General features: G+C 68.4%; 14 protein-coding genes. 6 read left to right on the top strand and 8 right to left on the bottom strand.

Translation table 11 applies throughout. The annotated features are described in order from the left end of the window. The first annotated feature begins 150 nt into the window (after positions 1-150). Positions 151-1,167: a LacI family DNA-binding transcriptional regulator gene (locus JNW91_RS08700; RefSeq protein WP_203174372.1), complete on the top strand. Its 1,017-nt coding sequence runs from the start codon at positions 151-153 to the stop codon at positions 1,165-1,167. Positions 1,168-1,203: 36 nt separating this feature from the next. Here the strand turns inward: JNW91_RS08700 and JNW91_RS08695 are convergent, their stop codons facing one another. Further along, complete coding sequence (locus tag JNW91_RS08695; RefSeq protein ID WP_203174371.1) at positions 1,204-2,862, bottom strand: RICIN domain-containing protein; 1,659 nt, start codon at positions 2,860-2,862, stop codon at positions 1,204-1,206. 82 nt (positions 2,863-2,944) lie between these two features. Next, complete coding sequence (locus JNW91_RS08690; RefSeq protein WP_309244287.1) at positions 2,945-4,345, bottom strand: family 43 glycosylhydrolase; 1,401 nt, start codon at positions 4,343-4,345, stop codon at positions 2,945-2,947. 1,778 nt (positions 4,346-6,123) lie between these two features. On the opposite strand from JNW91_RS08690, the gene JNW91_RS08685 reads away from it, so the two are divergent. Then, entirely contained in the window at positions 6,124-6,489 is a 366-nt protein-coding gene (locus JNW91_RS08685; RefSeq protein WP_203174370.1) for a DNA polymerase ligase N-terminal domain-containing protein, read from the top strand. A gap of 13 nt (positions 6,490-6,502) precedes the next feature. Here JNW91_RS08685 and rox read toward each other — a convergent pair whose 3' ends face one another. Then, positions 6,503-7,966, bottom strand: a complete 1,464-nt coding sequence (gene rox / locus JNW91_RS08680; RefSeq protein WP_203174398.1) for a rifampin monooxygenase — start codon at positions 7,964-7,966, stop codon at positions 6,503-6,505. A gap of 195 nt (positions 7,967-8,161) precedes the next feature. Continuing rightward, complete coding sequence (locus tag JNW91_RS08675; RefSeq protein ID WP_203174369.1) at positions 8,162-8,392, bottom strand: hypothetical protein; 231 nt, start codon at positions 8,390-8,392, stop codon at positions 8,162-8,164. Between the two features lie 93 nt (positions 8,393-8,485). On the opposite strand from JNW91_RS08675, the gene JNW91_RS08670 reads away from it, so the two are divergent. Then, on the top strand, positions 8,486-9,217 hold the full coding sequence (locus JNW91_RS08670) for a TetR/AcrR family transcriptional regulator C-terminal domain-containing protein (protein ID WP_203174368.1): 732 nt from the start codon (positions 8,486-8,488) through the stop codon (positions 9,215-9,217). An 8-nt stretch (positions 9,218-9,225) separates the two neighbouring features. Here the strand turns inward: JNW91_RS08670 and JNW91_RS08665 are convergent, their stop codons facing one another. From JNW91_RS08665 to JNW91_RS08650, 4 genes are all read right to left on the bottom strand, one after another. After that, on the bottom strand, positions 9,226-10,110 hold the full coding sequence (locus tag JNW91_RS08665) for a fructosamine kinase family protein (protein ID WP_309244286.1): 885 nt from the start codon (positions 10,108-10,110) through the stop codon (positions 9,226-9,228). An 83-nt stretch (positions 10,111-10,193) separates the two neighbouring features. Then, a complete protein-coding gene (locus tag JNW91_RS08660; protein WP_309244285.1) occupies positions 10,194-11,495 on the bottom strand; it encodes a glycosyltransferase in 1,302 nt (433 codons plus the stop codon). A 106-nt stretch (positions 11,496-11,601) separates the two neighbouring features. Continuing rightward, positions 11,602-12,462 (bottom strand): NADP-dependent oxidoreductase, encoded by an 861-nt coding sequence (locus JNW91_RS08655; RefSeq protein WP_238424619.1) that lies wholly within the window; start codon positions 12,460-12,462, stop codon positions 11,602-11,604. 59 nt (positions 12,463-12,521) lie between these two features. Continuing rightward, positions 12,522-13,160, bottom strand: a complete 639-nt coding sequence (locus JNW91_RS08650) for an HD domain-containing protein (RefSeq protein WP_203174365.1) — start codon at positions 13,158-13,160, stop codon at positions 12,522-12,524. Positions 13,161-13,413: 253 nt separating this feature from the next. Between JNW91_RS08650 and JNW91_RS08645 the strand changes: the two genes are divergently transcribed. The 3 genes from JNW91_RS08645 to JNW91_RS08635 form a co-directional block, all read left to right on the top strand. Then, entirely contained in the window at positions 13,414-14,421 is a 1,008-nt protein-coding gene (locus JNW91_RS08645) for a GlxA family transcriptional regulator (protein ID WP_309244284.1), read from the top strand. 97 nt (positions 14,422-14,518) lie between these two features. Then, positions 14,519-15,265, top strand: a complete 747-nt coding sequence (locus JNW91_RS08640; RefSeq protein WP_203174364.1) for an MBL fold metallo-hydrolase — start codon at positions 14,519-14,521, stop codon at positions 15,263-15,265. Positions 15,266-15,798: 533 nt separating this feature from the next. Continuing rightward, a partial coding sequence (locus tag JNW91_RS08635) for an endo-1,4-beta-xylanase (RefSeq protein ID WP_203174363.1) occupies positions 15,799-16,114 on the top strand: 316 nt, incomplete at its 3' end.

Here is a 16,114-nt window from a genome sequence, read left to right as displayed (position 1 = left end):
TCGGTGGGATCTCCAGGTGCCAACCGTCAGCGGGCATATTGACATCCATCATCGCCTGTATAACGTTATAGAGCCGCGCCGGGCGTCCCGTCAATCCTTGTTCGTGAATGTCCTGCCGGCTTGTCAGTCGGATTCGTGGAGGGTCGGCGGATGGGCGTCAGCCTGAAGGACATAGCCGAACGCGCCGGCGTGTCGCTGGCCACGGTCTCGAACGTGGTCAACGGGTACCGACCGGTGGGGGAGCGGACCCGGCAGCGCGTGCAGCAGGCGGTCGACGAACTCGGGTACAGCCCCAACCTCAGCGCACGGCACCTCCGTCGGGGGCGCACCGGCCTGATCGCCCTGGCCATCCCGGAACTGAACAATCCCTACTTCGCCGAACTCGCCGAGATCGCCATCACCGAGGCCGCCGGGCTCGGCTACACGCTCGTCATGGAAAACACCGCCGCGGATCGGGGGGCCGAGTTGGCGCTCCTCGGCGGCTCCCGGCGGAACACCATCGACGGCCTGATCCTCAGTCCGGTGCGGATCGGTCGGCAGGAGGTGCTGTCCCGGACCGCCGACACTCCGCTCGTGCTGATCGGCGAGGGCGTCTACGACGTGCCGCACGATCACATCGCCATCGACAACGTGGCCGCGAGCCACGCGGCGATCCAGCATCTCGTGGCGATCGGCCGCCACCGGATAGCGTTCATCGGCGCGACGCCGGGCGGCGACCGGCAGTCGGCGCACCTGCGTGTACGCGGCTACCGGGAGGCCCTGGCCGCCGCCGGCCTGCCGTACCGTTCACGGCTGGTCGCCCGCACCGACGCGTTCGGCCGGCTCGACGGGAAGCGGGCCATGCGTGACCTGCTCGCCCTCGGGGACCCACCGGACGCGGTGTTCGGCTACAACGACCTGGTCGCCATCGGCGCGCTGCGGGCGTTGGCCGAGGCCGGTCACCGGGTGCCGGAGGACGTCGCGGTGGTCGGGATCGACGACATCGAGGAGGGCCGGTTCAGTACGCCGACCCTCACCACGATCGCACCGGACAAGGGGGAGATCGCCCGCCTCGCGGTGCGCCGCCTCATCGCCCGTATCGAAGGCGCGGAGGTCGCGGGGCCGCTGACCGTGCAGACGCCGTTCCGGCTCATCCGGCGGGAAAGCACCGGCACGCCGGGCGGGTGACGACCGGTCGCCCGGAAGGCCCGCCCGGCCTGCCTCTCAACACCACGTCAGCGTCGAGTTGACCCGCGTGACGTTGCTGATCGTGTTGTTCGCCCCACCGCAGGGATTCTGGGTGATGTTGGTGCCGCTGACGGTCAGATTCTGGAACCGGATGCCCGAGGAGATCGGGAACTCGGTCCGCGACGCGATCCTCACCTCGCCGCCGCCCGTCACCGTCCCGGACACCCCGGCGATGACGACGTTGTAGCAGTTCTCCACCAGGATCGCGTTGTTCCCCGTGTTCGAGATCGTCACCCGGTCGATGACCGCGCCACCGGACTCGGACACGCAGAAGATCCCCCGGCCACCCCCGGACGCGATCACGTTTCCGACCCGGATGTTGGTCGGATACGAGCTGCCCACCCGGCCGTTGCGGTTGGCCATCCGGAACGCCGCGTACCCGGTTCCGGTCCCGGCGCCCTGCGCGTCGACCGTGCCGACCGTGGCGTTGATCGTGTCGTTGAGCAGTAGACCGGAGTCCCGGGTGTTCCGCGCCGTGACCGTGCCGATCGTCAGACCGTCCACGCCGTACGTCTCCACCCCGTGTGTACCGCTCCCCGACACGTACACGTTGTCGATGCGGATGTTGCGCACCTTGACCGTTCGATCTCCACCGTGGTTGTCGATGCGGATGCCCAGACCGGCGGAGAGCCGCATGTCGATCTGCCCGAGGGTCAGGTTGTTCACGTTCCGCATGAAGATCCCGTACAACGGCGAACCGGTCAGCGTGAGGTTCTGCACCTCGACGTCGGTGGTTCCCCGCGAGTACACCGGTGCCTGGTCGCCCGAGCCCGAGCCGGTCACGTTGATCGTGCCGCACACCGCCAGGGTCGTGTACGACGGCAGTGACAACCGCGAGCCCGCGCTCATCGACCCGGAGCCACGCACCACCACGCGCTGCTTCGACGTACGACCCGCGGACAGCGAGTTGACCGCCGCCTGCATCGCCGACAGCATGTCCGAACCCGAGTAGACCGTCGACGAGCCATTGCGGGCCGTCCAGGTGCTCCCGCTCAGTACGGCCTCGGCGTTGCTCGACCCGCTGCCACAGCCGGTGGCCGGTGGCGTGCTGCCACCACCTACCGCGACCAGCTGCCACTGTTGGTTCGCCCCGTTGAGGTCGGCGTACTGACTGATCCGGCCGCCGTCGGCCGTGGACCGCTCCCAGACCTCGAGTGCCTTGGCGGAGTGGCGGTTGATCAGGCGGACGTGGCCACCGTCCGAGTCGAGAACCTGGAACTGCTGGTTGGTGGCGTTGAGATCGGACCACTGGCGGTACTCGGCGCCGTCGGCGGCGTTCCACTCCCAGAGGTCGACGACCTTGCCGCTGTGCCGAGCCTTGAGGCGGTAGTAACCGCCACCGGAGGAGACGAACTGGAACTGTTGCCACTCACCGTCGTTGCGGGACCACTGCTGGATCACCGCGCCGTCGGCCGTCGAGGTGTCCCGAACGTCGAGGACCTTGCCGCTGTGTCGGTTGACCAGGACGTAGTAGGCGCCGGTGTCGATGCTCGCCGCCATCGCCGACGGTGTGCCGACCAGGGTGACGCCGGCCGCGCCGAGCAACGCAGTGATCATGGCCAGCACCAGGCCGACGCGCCCAGCTCGGTGGATCGGCTCGCCGCTGGACGGCCTTCTCGTGGTGGTGTGCGGCATCGGTCCTCCTGGCTGGATCGGGGGATGTGGTTCCGGCGACCCGTATCGGTGTCGGAAACGGCGGTCACCTGAGCTGTGGGGGCTATTCCAGGTGGAAGGTGGCGGAGTCACGCTCGGCGCTCGAACTCACCGCTTCCACGTAGAGCAGCCCGTCGCGGTGGCGCACGTATCGGCCCGGGAAGTTCTGTGCCTCCAGGGAGAGCCCGGCGCTGGCCGCCAGGCCGGATCGGCGTTGGAAGCTCGCGTCGCCGCCGAAGAGGGACGAGCCGTCGTTCTTCTCGACGTACAGGGCAAAGCCACGGTGACGCAGGTAGTAGCCCGGGAAGTTGGTCGACTCCAGCGACACCGTTCCGCCGCTGGCGAGGCCGCTGACGACGCGGAACTGCGAGTCGGCCAGGTTGGTCACGTTCGGCTCGATGCGGGCCCGGTAGTCGTAGTGCCGGATGTAGCTGCTGGCCTGATCATGAGAACGCAGCCGAACCGGTGTGGCCCCGTCGGGCACCGGGATGCCGAAGTTCGGGGTGCCGTCGGCGTTCCAGTACAGCTTCTGGAGCCTGGTCCGCCGGTTTGGATCATTGAGTGGATCCCCGCTGATGTCGCGGTAGTTCCGGTCGTGATAGACGAGGATGTCGCTCTGTCCGTCCTCTGAGACGGTGAACGAGTTGTGGCCGGGGCCGTACTGGCCGGTTGCCGCGTTGCTCGCGAACACCGGGTTGGGGCTCTTGCTCCAGGAGGCGGCGTCGAGCAGGTTCGCGGTGGCGGACGCGCTCAGCATCCCGAGGCAGTAGTTGGCGTCCGTGGCGCTGGCCGAGTAGGTCAGGAAGATGCGGCCGTTGCGTTGGATCACCGCCGGTCCCTCGGCAACCCGGTAGCCACGGGTCTCCCAGTCGTACGTCGGCACGACGAGCCGGGTCACCGTTCCGGTGATCTGCCAGGGGTTGGCGCCCATCCGGGCGAGGTAGACGTTGGAGTTGTTGGAGATCCCCGGCTCCTGCTGTGCCCAGGTCAGGTAGCGCACACCGTTGGCGACGAAGGTCGAGGCGTCCAGGCTGAAGGTGTCCCAGGGTGTCGTGATCCGGCCGCGTTCGGTCCACGACCCGGTCAGCGGGTTCGCGCTGGCGTTCTCCAGCACGTACATCCGGATTCGCCACACGTCATCGGTCCGGCCGGCGGCGAAGTAGATGTACCACCGGTTGTTGATGAAATGGATCTCCGGTGCCCAGATGTGGGCGCCCATCTCTCCACTGGTGTGCCGGTACCAGACCGTCGTTTCCGTCGCCGTCGCCAGCCCCTGCAGGGTGGTCGCACGTCGCAGTACGATCCGGTCGTACTGCGGCACCGTCGCGGTCATGTAGTAGTAGCCGTCGGTGTGCCTGACGATGTGCGGGTCGGCCCGCTGGTTCACCAGCGGGTTGGTGTAGGTGACCGCCGGCGCGGCGTGCGCCGGCCCGGCCAGTGGCAGGCCGGCCGACACGGCGAGCACCGCCAACACCGCGGCCAGAACCGATCGTAGGCGTCGGGGGGCACGCACCGGGTTGACGGCTCGGTGGGTAGCCGGATCGGCTGGGTGGAGTGGCAGCGGCATCTGTCCTCCGGGAGGTTCGTGGGCGACCGTTGATCAGCACAGGTGAAGCCAGCCGGCGGCGTCGTAGCCGATCCGCTTGATGCCGAACGGCGGCTTCTCGCCGGGCAAGGAGCGCGAGCGACCGAGATATGACGATGGCGTTGCACCCTGGTAACGGTCTCAGTGTTGGCGCTAACATCGATGGATGTCAAGGTGACGGCGACAGGGTCAGTTCCGACGCCGGGCTGATGTCGGCGTGTGCAGGTCGACGACGCGCCCCGTCCGGCAAGGACGGGGCGCATCTCGTGTCAGTCGACTGCGCACCGGAAACCGCTCGGCTCTCGTCGGCCGCCGGCTCCGGGGGAGCAGCCACCTCGATACGGGGCGACCGATCCGGCGGAAGATGGGCGAGGTCGGCGATCACGACAACGTCCACCTCCCCGTCGATCATCGTCTGCTCGACTGTCTCCCACGGTGCCCGGATGATCCCGTTCAATCGGTAGGCGTGTCGGCGAAGGTGCGTGAGACACGCCGCGACGGCGGGCTCCGACGGCTCGATGTCGGCGGGAATCCAGATGACGGCTATCTCCATGACCTCTCCTGATCAACGTCGTGGACGCGATGGGTGATCAGGAGTTGCCGTGGCGGCGGAGGGCCCCGCTCCACGGGCCGGCTGGCAGCGCGCATGTCGGTGGCGGCGACAGCACGCCCTCGCCACAGCGGCGAGATCGGCGGTGGTCCTTCGATTGTTGACGTCGCCGCATCGACACCGCTGGTGCCGGCGCCCGCAGGTGCGGACGTCAGTGCCCGCACGAGCGCCGGTAGCCCCGGCGCGGGGACGGGCGGGAGGGCTGGGCGTGGGCGTGGGGCGTGGGCGTGGGCGTGGTGACAGTGGTCCGCGCCGCCCGCGTTCGAGCCAACGCTTGACCGTCGGCAGCGCCGCGCGGGACGGCGTGGGACACCGCCGCTGTCATGGAGTCCGCCGGTGACGGAGGCGACGGCATCGGGGTACGGCGTGCGGTCGCGGAAGCCGGGGCGGACGGGACGGGTGTGGCGGGTGCTGAGGTCGACCGGCGTCCATGGGGCGGCCGAGTCGGTACGGCGACGGGAGGCTTGACCGACGGCCGCGGCAGAGCGGTGGCCGATGGCAGAGGAACAGTCGAGGGCAGAGGAACAGTCGAGGGCAGAGGCCGGGGGACCGTCTGCGGCGTCCCGATCACGTCGGGCAACAGTGTCTCGATGACCTTCGGGGAAGTGGCAGCTCGCACCGGCTGGAGACTGGTTGGCGGCGGCGGGTCGGCGCTGGCGGGTTCAGCGCCCAGGGCTGCGCCGAACGCAGCCGCCCCGAGCGCCACCGCCGGCAGGCAGGTGTCCAGCCGCATCAGACGGAAGCTGGCGGTCGTGTCGTCAGGCGTGCCGATTCACCACGTTGGCGCCGCTGGCCGAGCACCTGCTCATCGCACCATGCCGTCCCACCCATGCGCGGATTCTTGCCCCCGGGGACCTCGGGCTACACCTTCCATCGATATCTCCGCGGGCGCGAGACAGTCGCCGGGGCTCACCCTGACCCTTCCGAACGCCGACCCCACGAGAGGTGCCGTCACCTGACTGATGCCGGTCACCCGCCGTCGAACGGGTCGAGCAGCAAGGCGGCCGGCCTCCGCGTTGACGGGCGGAAGGGCCGGCGGGCACCGACAATGGTAAGAGTGGCGCCCGCCTTCGTCCTGCACCACCACCGCAAACCACGACCGCACTATGACCTGCGGCTCGAGGAGGGCGGTGTGCTGCGCTCCTGGGCGGTCCCTCGCGGCCTGCCGGACAGCCCCGGCGACAACCGGCTCGCGATCGCGGTGCCCGACCACCACCTCGATCACCTCACCTACGAAGACGCCGACAAGTCGATCGTCGACATCGGCACGTGGGAGGAGCATGACCGCACCGACCGCCGGATGCTGTTCACGTTGCACGGCCGCACCCGCCGCCGGCGATACGCGCTCATCCGCACCGGCGAGGGGTGGCTGCTCCACCTGACGAAGGAGCAGCCACCGGACGAGCGCGGATGACAGAAGCGTTCCCTCACACCGGCGCGGGAGCGCCTTCGGCGCCGAACCACCTCGTCAACGCGATGGTGAGCGTCTGCTGATCCTCGCCGACCCACGCGACGTGCCCGTCCGGCCGAAGCAGCACCGCCGGCACGTCCAGTTCCTCGCTTGCGTCGACGACGTGGTCGACCCGATCGGCCCAGCCGTCCACCGAGAGCCGCCCCGTCTGATCGAGCAGCAGCCCGCTGCCGGTCCGCATCAGCTCGTACAGGCGCCCGTGCTTCAGCTGGACGTCGCGCAGCCGCCGCCCGAGCAGGTCATGGCCCTCCCCGAGGTCGTACCGGATGCTGATCGCGGTGATTTTCTCGATCAGGAACCGGTTGACGTCGTCGATGTCCATCAGCTGCGCCAACAGCCGCCGAACCGCCTGCGGTCCGGGCTCGTTGGTCGTCAGCTGCATCTGCGCACGGGTGTTGTTCAGCACGTCGGCGGCCACCGGATGCCGCTCGGACTCGTAGCTGTCCAGCAGGTCGTCCGGCGCCCAGCCGTTGATGGCCGCCGCCAGCTTCCAACCCAGGTTGAACGAGTCCTGGATCCCGAGGTTGAGCCCCTGTCCACCCATCGGCGGGTGGACGTGTGCGGCGTCTCCGGCCAGAAACACCCGTCCCACCCGGTAGCGCTCGGCCTGGCGGGTCGCGTCGCCGAAGCGCGACAGCCAGCGGGGGGAGTGCACGCCGAAGTCGGTGCCGGCGTACGCGCGCAGCTGCTTCTTGAACTCCTCGAGCGTCGGCGGCGCCGAACGGTCTTCGACCACGCCATCCGCTGGCACGACCGCCCGGAACACCCCCGGCGTGCCCGACGGCCCGATCCCGAATCGCTTCTCGGTCTTGCGCACCTCGGTCATCACTTCGGTGATGTCGTCCGGGGAGGCCGTCACCTCCATTTCGCCCAGCAGGGTGTCGATTCTCGACGGCTCGCCGGGGAATCCGACCCCGAGCAGTTTCCGAACCGTGCTCCGCCCACCGTCGCAACCGACGACGAACCGTGCCCGCAACGGCGTCGCAGCTCCATCTCCGAGGTGGACCGTCACGCCGTCGCCATCCTGCTCCAGCCCGACCACCGCCCGGCCGCGCCGGATTTCCGCTCCGACTTCGGCCGCGTGCTCGGCAAGCAGCCGGTCGGTGAGCGTCTGCGGAATGCCGAGCACGTATCCGTGGGCGGTGTCGAGCCCGGTGGGAGCGGGCTTTTCGATGCCCGCGAAGAATCCTCGGACGTCACCGGGACGGATCGGGTACTGCTTGCCGTTTTCCAGAAACCGCTCCAACAGCCCTCGCTGGTCCATCACCTCGATACTGCGCACGTGCAGCCCGAGCGACCGCACGAACGGCGGCAGCTCGGCCTCCTTTTCCAGCACGAGCACGTTGACGCGCCGCAGACGCAATTCGCTTGCCAGCATCATGCCGGTCGGCCCGCCGCCGACGATGATCACATCGAACATGCATCCCCCATTGGCCTGCCCATTCTTGGGCTCGGCCGACGATTGTGCGCCACGGCCGGGGTCTTGCCGCAAGCCCGGGGGTGCGGTAAATGTTAATAGTGGCAAGGAGTTCTCCTCCTTGCCTTTCTTGTTTTCGGGCCTGGCGCCCGCAGCCGAGTAGGCCTCGACCGCGTTGTCGTCGGGGTCGACGGGTGCTCAACGGATCGTGTCGGAGTAGACCTCGACGTCGTAGAGCAGCTGTACGTTCCGACGGCCGTTCGTGATGCCGACGAAGATCGGGTCGCCGGCCGGGGTGTGACCCTGGCGCCACACCTGCTCCCGGGCCGCTTCCCGCGATTCGTGATGGGCTCTGCCCTCCTGATGCAGTTGCAGAACGCGACGAGCGGTGATCCGGTCGCTGTCGAGGTGAACTCGCAGCAGAGGCATGGGGGATCTCCTTGCCGACCGTCAAGTACGACTCTAGGTGTTCAATCAGCTTACCCACGTTAAGTCGCCTGTCCAGTGGACTAGAGTGGCTCCATGACCACCGCAGAGCCTGGTGTGCCAACGTCGGCCGGGAGACGGGACAGCCGCACCCCGCCGCCGGTATGGCTACGTGCGGAACCGTCGCGGACACGGCGGAAGCCACCGTTGACCCTTGAGCGCATTGTGGACGCGGCGGTGGCTCTGCTGGACGAGCTCGGCGTCGAGGGCCTGACGATGCGCTGCCTCGCCCAGCAGCTCGACGTGACAGCGACCGCTCTGTACTGGCACGTGAAGACGAAGGATGACGTGCTGGACCTGGCCGTTGACCGAATCTTCGGTGACGTGCCGATCCCGAACGTGAGCGACAGCTGGTTGGAGGACACCCGCGTTCTTGCCCGAGCCTGGCGCGGCGCCATGTTGCGCCATCCCTGGGCACCGAGTCTGGTCGGACGCCCGATGCTCGGGCCCAACGTTCTCGCCCGTACCGAGTTCCTGCAATCGGCGCTGGTGCGAGGTGGATGTCATGGACGTCAGCTCGCGGTCGCCACGCGGATGCTGGCCAATTACGTCATCGGCGCCTCGCTCACCGAAGCCACGTGGCACCGGAGCGCCGATCCTCACGCCAGGGCCGCAGCCCGCGACCATATCGCCGCGAGCGCCAACGCCTATCCGACCCTCAACGCCTCTGGCCATCTCGATGACACCCGATGGAACGACGACCTGCTGTTCGAGGAGGGCCTCAACGGCATCCTCCTGGCAGCAGCACGGACCGGGACGCCGGAATGACCCTGTGGTCAGATCCGCGTCCGGAACGGGGCAAGGGTGGCACGAATCTGGTCGCCCGCACCCCAGTCGTCGTCGAACTGGGCCAGCACGGCGAGGTGTTGCCGCAGCTGAACAATCGGCATGCGAGCCCGCCAGCCGTCATCAAGCGAGGTCAGCTCCGCGTAGACCTCGAAGAACCGTCGCGCCTCGGGCGGGGGCGAGGTGGACCACACATGGGCGAGGTCGACCTCGGCCCACATGTAGGACACGGCCGGGTCGATCAGCGCGGGCTGTCCGTCCGGGGTGGCCAGGATGTTCTGTGCCCACAGGTCGCCGTGTGTCAGGCATGCCGGCCGCTGCGGCAGCAGGTCGGGTAGCCGGTGACACAGCCGCTCCAACGCGGCCCGGTCTGCGGCGTCAAGTGCCGCCTCGACGCGGGGCTGCCCCAGCCACCGAAGCAGCCGGTGCTGTGCGAAGAATGCGAACCCGTCGTCCGCCCAGGTGTTGATCTGCCGGCGGCGGCCCAACCAGTTGTCGTGGTGCCATCCAAAGCGAGGATGGGTCGTGCTCGTGTGCATGCGGGCGAGCGCGTGCGCGAACTGCTCCCAGAAGACCTCGCTGTGTGGCCGGGGCCGCAGCACGGACAACACGAGCAGTTCGCGGTCCGCCAGGATCACCTCGGGTGTCGCCACGCCGCCGAGCTCGCGCAGAGCGGCCAGCCCTTCGGCCTCCGCGAGGAAGACGTCGTCGCCCGGCGCGTCGGCGAAGGCCTTGACGAACACCGACGGCGCGTCCCGGCGGGTGGCTATGCCGGCGAGCGCCGCGACACCGCCCGTCGCCGGCTCCACCGTGACGACCTCGCGCATCCCGGCTTCGAGCAGGCGGTCCAGCAGGAACGTCGTCGAGCGCGTCACGACGGACTCCTCTGGTCCCGCGTGCTGGTGGTGATCTCGTCGGCCTGTCGCCGAGGACGCAGGCCGACGAAGCCGTCACCGTATCAGCGGCGGGTGGACCTATCGACAATCTTCGCGATCGCTTCGAACGGGTCGTGCTGGCCGATCTCCTTCGCCATGATCCCGGCCTGTGCGCGGTAGCTCGGATCGTGCAGCACCGTCTGCACCGCGGCGCGCAAGTCGGTCACCTCCGGGTTGCTGGTGCGCAGGTTGACGCCGGTGCCGCTCCACTCGACGCGGGCGGCCACCTCCGGCTTGTCCTCGCTGGCACCGGCGACCACGAGCGGCACCCCGTAGTACAGGGCGGTCTGCACCCCTCCGTAGCCGCCGTTGGTGACCAGTGCGCTGGCGTGCGGCAGCAGCCGGTCGAACGGCACGAAGCCGGCCAGCCGTACGTTGTGCGGCACGTCGGGCAGGGCCTGTCGTACCAGGTCCGGCCCGTCCTCGCGTACGGTGGCGGCCACCACCAGGACATCGAGATCGGCGAGGGCGCGCACCGTGGGGATGACCAGTTCGTTCAGATCGGTGTTGGCGACGGTCCCCTGGGTGACGACCACCACCGGCCGACCGGACGACAGCTCGGGCCACCATGCCGGCTCTACGAAGTCGCTACTGGTTGCTGGAGGCAGCGCACCGATGAACTGAAGGTGCTCCGGGAGGTCGCTGCGGGGGTACTCGAAGCTGGGCACGGTCAGCTGCAGGTAGTGGTCCGTACGGCGGAAAGGCGCGTCGAAGAGGTAACCGGACATCGTCACGCCCAAGGACTCGAGCGTCGCCTCGCCGAATTTCTGCAGCTCGGCAAAGGCCTGGCGTACCCCGGCATTCATCGCTCGGTTGCGGGCGCGTGCCTCCTCGCCCGGCGCGGGCAACATGCCGGGGCCGAACGCGGGAGTGTCCTCACTCTGGATCAGCAGAGGGACAGAACCCAGCGTCACGAGCGTCGGACGATCCTCCGGCGCCGCGGAGAGGCCGAGCACCGGTATCGACCAGAACCCCAGCTCGCCGATCACCACGTCAGCGGGGAACGTCGCCAGCAGCGCCCGTAAGCCCCGCACCTGCGCGGGCAGCTGGCCGAGGAAGAAGTTCTCGAAATCGAACGACAACTGGGCCGGTCCTGGTGGCAGCGTGGCCCGCACCGGAAAGAGAGCGTCCAACCTCCGGTCGTCGAGGTCTGCTTCCGGCGGCAGTGCCCGGAAGCGCGCGCCGATCGCCAAGGCGCGTTCCTCGAACCGCGACCCGGTGTACACGACCACCTCGTGCCCACGCCGGACCAGGTCCGCCGCGACCGTGAGGACCGGGCTCACATGTCCCTGAAAGGGGGTCGCTCCCACAATTACCTTGGCCACTCGACTGTCCTCATTTCGAAAAATCTGGTGTGACGACCACAGCCCGGCGCACGGGCACTTCCCGGGCCACGTGGGCGTGTGCGAGCCCCGCCCGCGCGGGCGTCCCTCATTCGTCCACGACCCGGATGATCGTCTTGCCGGGTGTGCGGCGGCGGCGGGCGAACGCGGACGCCGTTTCGGACAGCGGTCGCTCGGCGCCGACGATGGGGTTGAGCCGTCCGCTCCGGACGCGCTGGGCGAGGTCGGCCAGCCGGGCGCTGTCAGGCTCGACGACGAAGAAGATGGCTCGCCCGTCCTTGGGCTGCACGGTAGGTGGAGTGGCGATGGTGACGAGGGTACCGCCCGGGCGTACCAGTTCCGTCGACCGCTCCAGGATGTCGCCGCCGATGACGTCGAACACCACGTCCACCTCGCCGACGTCCCGCAGATCGTCGGCGTCCAAATCGAGGAAGGTCTGCGCGCCGAGGTCGAGCGCGACAGCACGGTCGTCGGCTCGACCGGTACCGATCACCCGGGCGCCCACCTCGCCTGCGAGTTGAACGGCGATCGAGCCGACGCCGCCCGCCGCGCCGTGAATGAGGACGGTCTGGCCGGTCCTGAGATGGGCGTGGTCGAAGAGCCCCTGCCAGGCGGTGAGTCCGGAAATGGGCAGCGCGGCGGCCACGGTGTGGTCGATGTCGGCCGCGAGGGGGGCGAGGTTGCGGGCCTCCACCGCGGTGTACTCGGCCAGCGATCCGTTGCGAGCCCAGTCGGTCAGCCCGAACACCCGCTGGCCCACGCTGAGGCCGGTGGTCCCGTAGCCGAGCTCGGCCACCACCCCGGACACCTCGTGGCCGGGAATGCTGGGTGTCCGGTCTCGACCGGCGCGGTCGGACCACGTAGCGGGCCAGTCGAGCTCTCCGGGAGTGAAGCCCGCGGCGTGCACCCGCACGATGACGTCGTTCTCCGCAGCGTGCGGGTAGGGCATGTCGGTCAAGGTGAGCCCGCTGACACCCGCGTCGCGGTCTCGCACGACGATCGCTCGCATCAGCTCGGCCAGGGCGAACCGACGACGCGCTCGACCGTCGTCACGCGCTGGAAGCCGGGGATGAAATGTTCGAGGATGTCGGAGTTCACGGTGCCGTTCGTGGTCTCCGGGCGGTTCTTCAACCCCTCGACACTGGCTCGCAGAAAATCGTTCTTGAAATCCCCTCGTGGATGGGCAGCCAGGATCTCGCCCAGCTGATCGCTGTCGAGTTCGTCCAGGCCGAGGCCGATCACGTCGGTCAGGACGCCGAGGTGCGCGGTCGCGATTTCCGGGCCCATCCGGTTGGGGATGCCCGGCGTGGTGTGCAGCGCGATCGCCGTCCAGACAGTCTCGGCGGCGGCCGTGGAGAAATCCCGGTCCAGGAGGAACTTGCGCGCATGGTCGGCGCCATCGACTTCGAAGCGCTGCTCGACGTCGGAAAAGGGAGTCAGGAGGCCGCTGTCGTGGAACATGGCCGCCAGGTAGAGCAGCTCCGGGTCCGGTCGCACGTCAAGCTTGCGGGCGTGGATCAGGCCGAAGAGGAAGACCCGCCGGGAGTGGTGGTAAATGGGGGAGTTAACCGTCTCCTGGATGTGTCTGGTCGCTTCGGCGACCGCCGCTGTCTCAGGAATCTCCAACCCCGCGATGAGCTCTGACATGATCTATGGCCTTCCGGAAAGGTGTGCGGATCGGTGTTCCACGCCCATGCTGCCTACTGATCCTCGTACGGTGCCGCCTTGGTCAGGCCACGTTTCCCTCAGATCCGGACAGGGTGCCGCGTGTCACCATCCCTCAGGCGTCGGCATCAGCCGATGATCACGGGAAGTTCGTTTACCTGCAACAGTCGTCATGTGAGTAACGCCCCGACCCCCGATCCCCTTCACCTCCGGTATGGCGTGCTACCAATAAACGGTGTCCACGCCCCCTGTGAACGCTGGCCCGCACAGCGTCGCGATCCTGGTTTACGACGGAGTGACCTTGCTGGACGTTGCCGGTCCCGCAGAGGTGTTCAAGGAGGCGAACCGGTTCGGCGCCGACTACCGGATCATGCTGCTCTCCCCGAACGGGGCGGACGTCACGTCGAACCTCGGGGTTCGCCTGTCGATCGACGGCGCGGCTTCGTCGGGGCCGGCTGTCGACACGTTCCTGGTGGCCGGGTCGGGTCTCTATCCGCGCGCCCGCGTCCCCGCCGACCTGGCGGACGCCGCACGGGTACCGGCGGCTGTGGCCGGCCGGGTCGCGTCGATCTGCACCGGGGCGTTCGTCCTCGCCGCGGCTGGCGTCCTCGACGGCAAGCGCGCGACCACGCACTGGCAGGTCGCGCACGAGCTTGCCGCCCAGTATCCGACGTCCCGCGTCGAGCCGGACGCGATCTATGTTCGCGACGGCACCACGTACACCTCGGCGGGGGTGACGGCCGGTATCGACCTGGCGCTCGCTCTCGTCGAAGAGGACCACGGGCCCGACCTGGCACGCGACGTCGCCCGCGCCCTGGTGGTGTACATGCAGCGGGCAGGCGGACAGTCCCAGTTCTCGGCGCCGCTGCAAGGACCGCCACCCCGCTCGCCGGCTCTCCGCAAATTCACCGACCTGGTGACGGCGAACCCCCGGGCGGACCACTCGGTCGGTGAACTCGCGAAACATCTCAACGTGAGCAACCGGCACCTCACCCGGCTCTTCCACGACGAACTGTCCACGACGCCGGCCCGCTATGTGGAGAACATTCGGTTCGACATGGCCCGGGCGCTGCTCGACCAGGGGCACACCGCAACGCAGGCGGCGACCCTCGCCGGGTTCCCCAGCTACGAAAGCATGCGACGGGTCTTCGCCAGGAAGCTGTCGACCAGCCCCGCCGCCTACCAACGCCGATTCAGCACGACCCGCCGCGCCAACACGGGCGGATCTCAAGCGACGTCATGACCGGCGAGTTCCGCCGGTGCTCCGTCTGCCTCGCCGCGGTGGGGGCCGGGGTCCGAGGGGATCGAAACGGCGTTGCCGCGCTGGCACACTTGCGGACATGGTCGACTGGTACACGCAGGTCGAAGCGGGTAATGACGTCATCCGGATCGCGGAACCGCACGTCAACGAACTGGTGTCGGCGAACTTCTGGTGGTTGCGCGGCAACGATCGTGACCTCGTGGTCGACGCCGGGCTCGGTGTCGTCGCCCTGCGGGAGGCGATTCCGGCCTTGTTCGAGCGCGATCCGATGGTCCTGCTCACCCACGCGCACCTGGACCATGTCGGTGGGGCGCCTGAGTTCGCTGACCGGGCCGCCCACCCCGCCGAGGCGGAGCTCTTGGCGGCGGGTGTACCGGCGAGCCTGTACGGCGCGGAGCTCTACGACAAACTTGGGATCGACGCAGCGGGAGAGCGTGTCCCGCAACTGATGATCGACGTTCTCCCCGGTCCCGACTACGACCCGGCTACCTACCGCGTCGAACCCATGACCCTGAACCGCCTGCTCGACGACGGCGACCGAATCGACCTGGGCGGGCGGGTACTGACTGTGCTGCACCTTCCCGGCCACACACCGGGAAGCATCGCCCTGCTGGAGGAGCGCACCGGGACGCTGTATTCCGGCGACATCATCTACGACGGTGCCTTGATCGACAACCTGCCGAACTCCGACGTGGCTGCCTACCGGCGAAGCATGGAGTTCCTCGCCGACCTCGACGTGTCCGTCGTCCATCCCGGCCACGGGCACAGCTTCGACCGGACACGCCTTCGCCAGTTGGCCGAGACCTACCTGCGCAGGACAGCTTAGGTTCGCCTGAGGTTTCGAGAGCCGTGGTCTGACCGCGGGGCGTTCGTGAGCTGCACGAATCGACGATCGCCCCCGCCTGTCCGTGTGAGCGATAACAAGGCCAGTGCCCGTACGGCGACCGCGTCGAGGCGGTGCGGCTCGTGGGCCGGTCAGCCCTGATGTCGACGGCTGGTGGGCTCGGCTCGCCCCGAGGCGAACGATGTGCACCCGGGGATCGGTGTGGCCGGTTCGTTACGTCTTGACGAACAGCATGTTATCGCTCACTCTCGATATAGAGGACGACACCTGTGGCTCACCGGGCGAGCCCGCTGGTGGCACCTCGGATCACGGCGTCCCTCTGGGCATGCGGACGCCGCCTCAGGGCTCAGCAGTTGCCGGCGACAGCCTGCCGGGCTGCCGGCGCGGGTGCGAGGTGGCCAGGATGACCGTCCCGGATTCCTCGACCGACCGAGCGCCGGCCGTTGCGAACAACGTGTCCTGAGTGAAGTGGCACATCATCACCACCACCGATGCAACCACTGAGAAGGAACGACATGAAACCCAAGAAAGCTCTGCTAGCGACGGCGACCCTCGCCGTCGCACTGACCGCGGGTATGACGGTGGCGTTGGCCCCCATGGCCAGTGCCGGAACGACCCTGAAGGCAGCCGCGGCCGAGAAGGGCCGCTACTTCGGCGCCGCCGTTGCGACCGGCAAACTCTCCGACAGCCAGTACGTCGGCATCCTCAACAGCGAGTTCAACAGCGTCGTCCCCGAGAACGAGATGAAGTGGGATGCCACCGAGCCGCAGCAGGGGCGGTTCAGCTACACCGGTGGTGATCGTCTGGTGAGTCACGCCCGGGCCAATGGTA

It is taken from the genome of Micromonospora parastrephiae, from assembly GCF_016802865.1.
GTDB lineage: Bacteria > Actinomycetota > Actinomycetes > Mycobacteriales > Micromonosporaceae > Micromonospora > Micromonospora parastrephiae.
Note: the sequence above shows the minus strand (reverse complement) of the source record. Positions and strands in the feature narration are given on the sequence as shown.

Bases quoted from the DNA above. Each gene is read 5' to 3' on its own strand.
- JNW91_RS08700 (WP_203174372.1), top strand. From the start codon at position 151: ATGGGCGTCAGCCTGAAGGACATAGCCGAACGCGCCGGCGTGTCGCTG.
- JNW91_RS08695 (WP_203174371.1), bottom strand. From the start codon at position 2,862: ATGCCGCACACCACCACGAGAAGGCCGTCCAGCGGCGAGCCGATCCAC.
- JNW91_RS08685 (WP_203174370.1), top strand. From the start codon at position 6,124: ATGGTAAGAGTGGCGCCCGCCTTCGTCCTGCACCACCACCGCAAACCA.
- rox (WP_203174398.1), bottom strand. From the start codon at position 7,966: ATGTTCGATGTGATCATCGTCGGCGGCGGGCCGACCGGCATGATGCTG.
- JNW91_RS08675 (WP_203174369.1), bottom strand. From the start codon at position 8,392: ATGCCTCTGCTGCGAGTTCACCTCGACAGCGACCGGATCACCGCTCGT.
- JNW91_RS08670 (WP_203174368.1), top strand. From the start codon at position 8,486: ATGACCACCGCAGAGCCTGGTGTGCCAACGTCGGCCGGGAGACGGGAC.
- JNW91_RS08655 (WP_238424619.1), bottom strand. From the start codon at position 12,462: ATGCCCTACCCGCACGCTGCGGAGAACGACGTCATCGTGCGGGTGCAC.
- JNW91_RS08650 (WP_203174365.1), bottom strand. From the start codon at position 13,160: ATGTCAGAGCTCATCGCGGGGTTGGAGATTCCTGAGACAGCGGCGGTC.
- JNW91_RS08640 (WP_203174364.1), top strand. From the start codon at position 14,519: ATGGTCGACTGGTACACGCAGGTCGAAGCGGGTAATGACGTCATCCGG.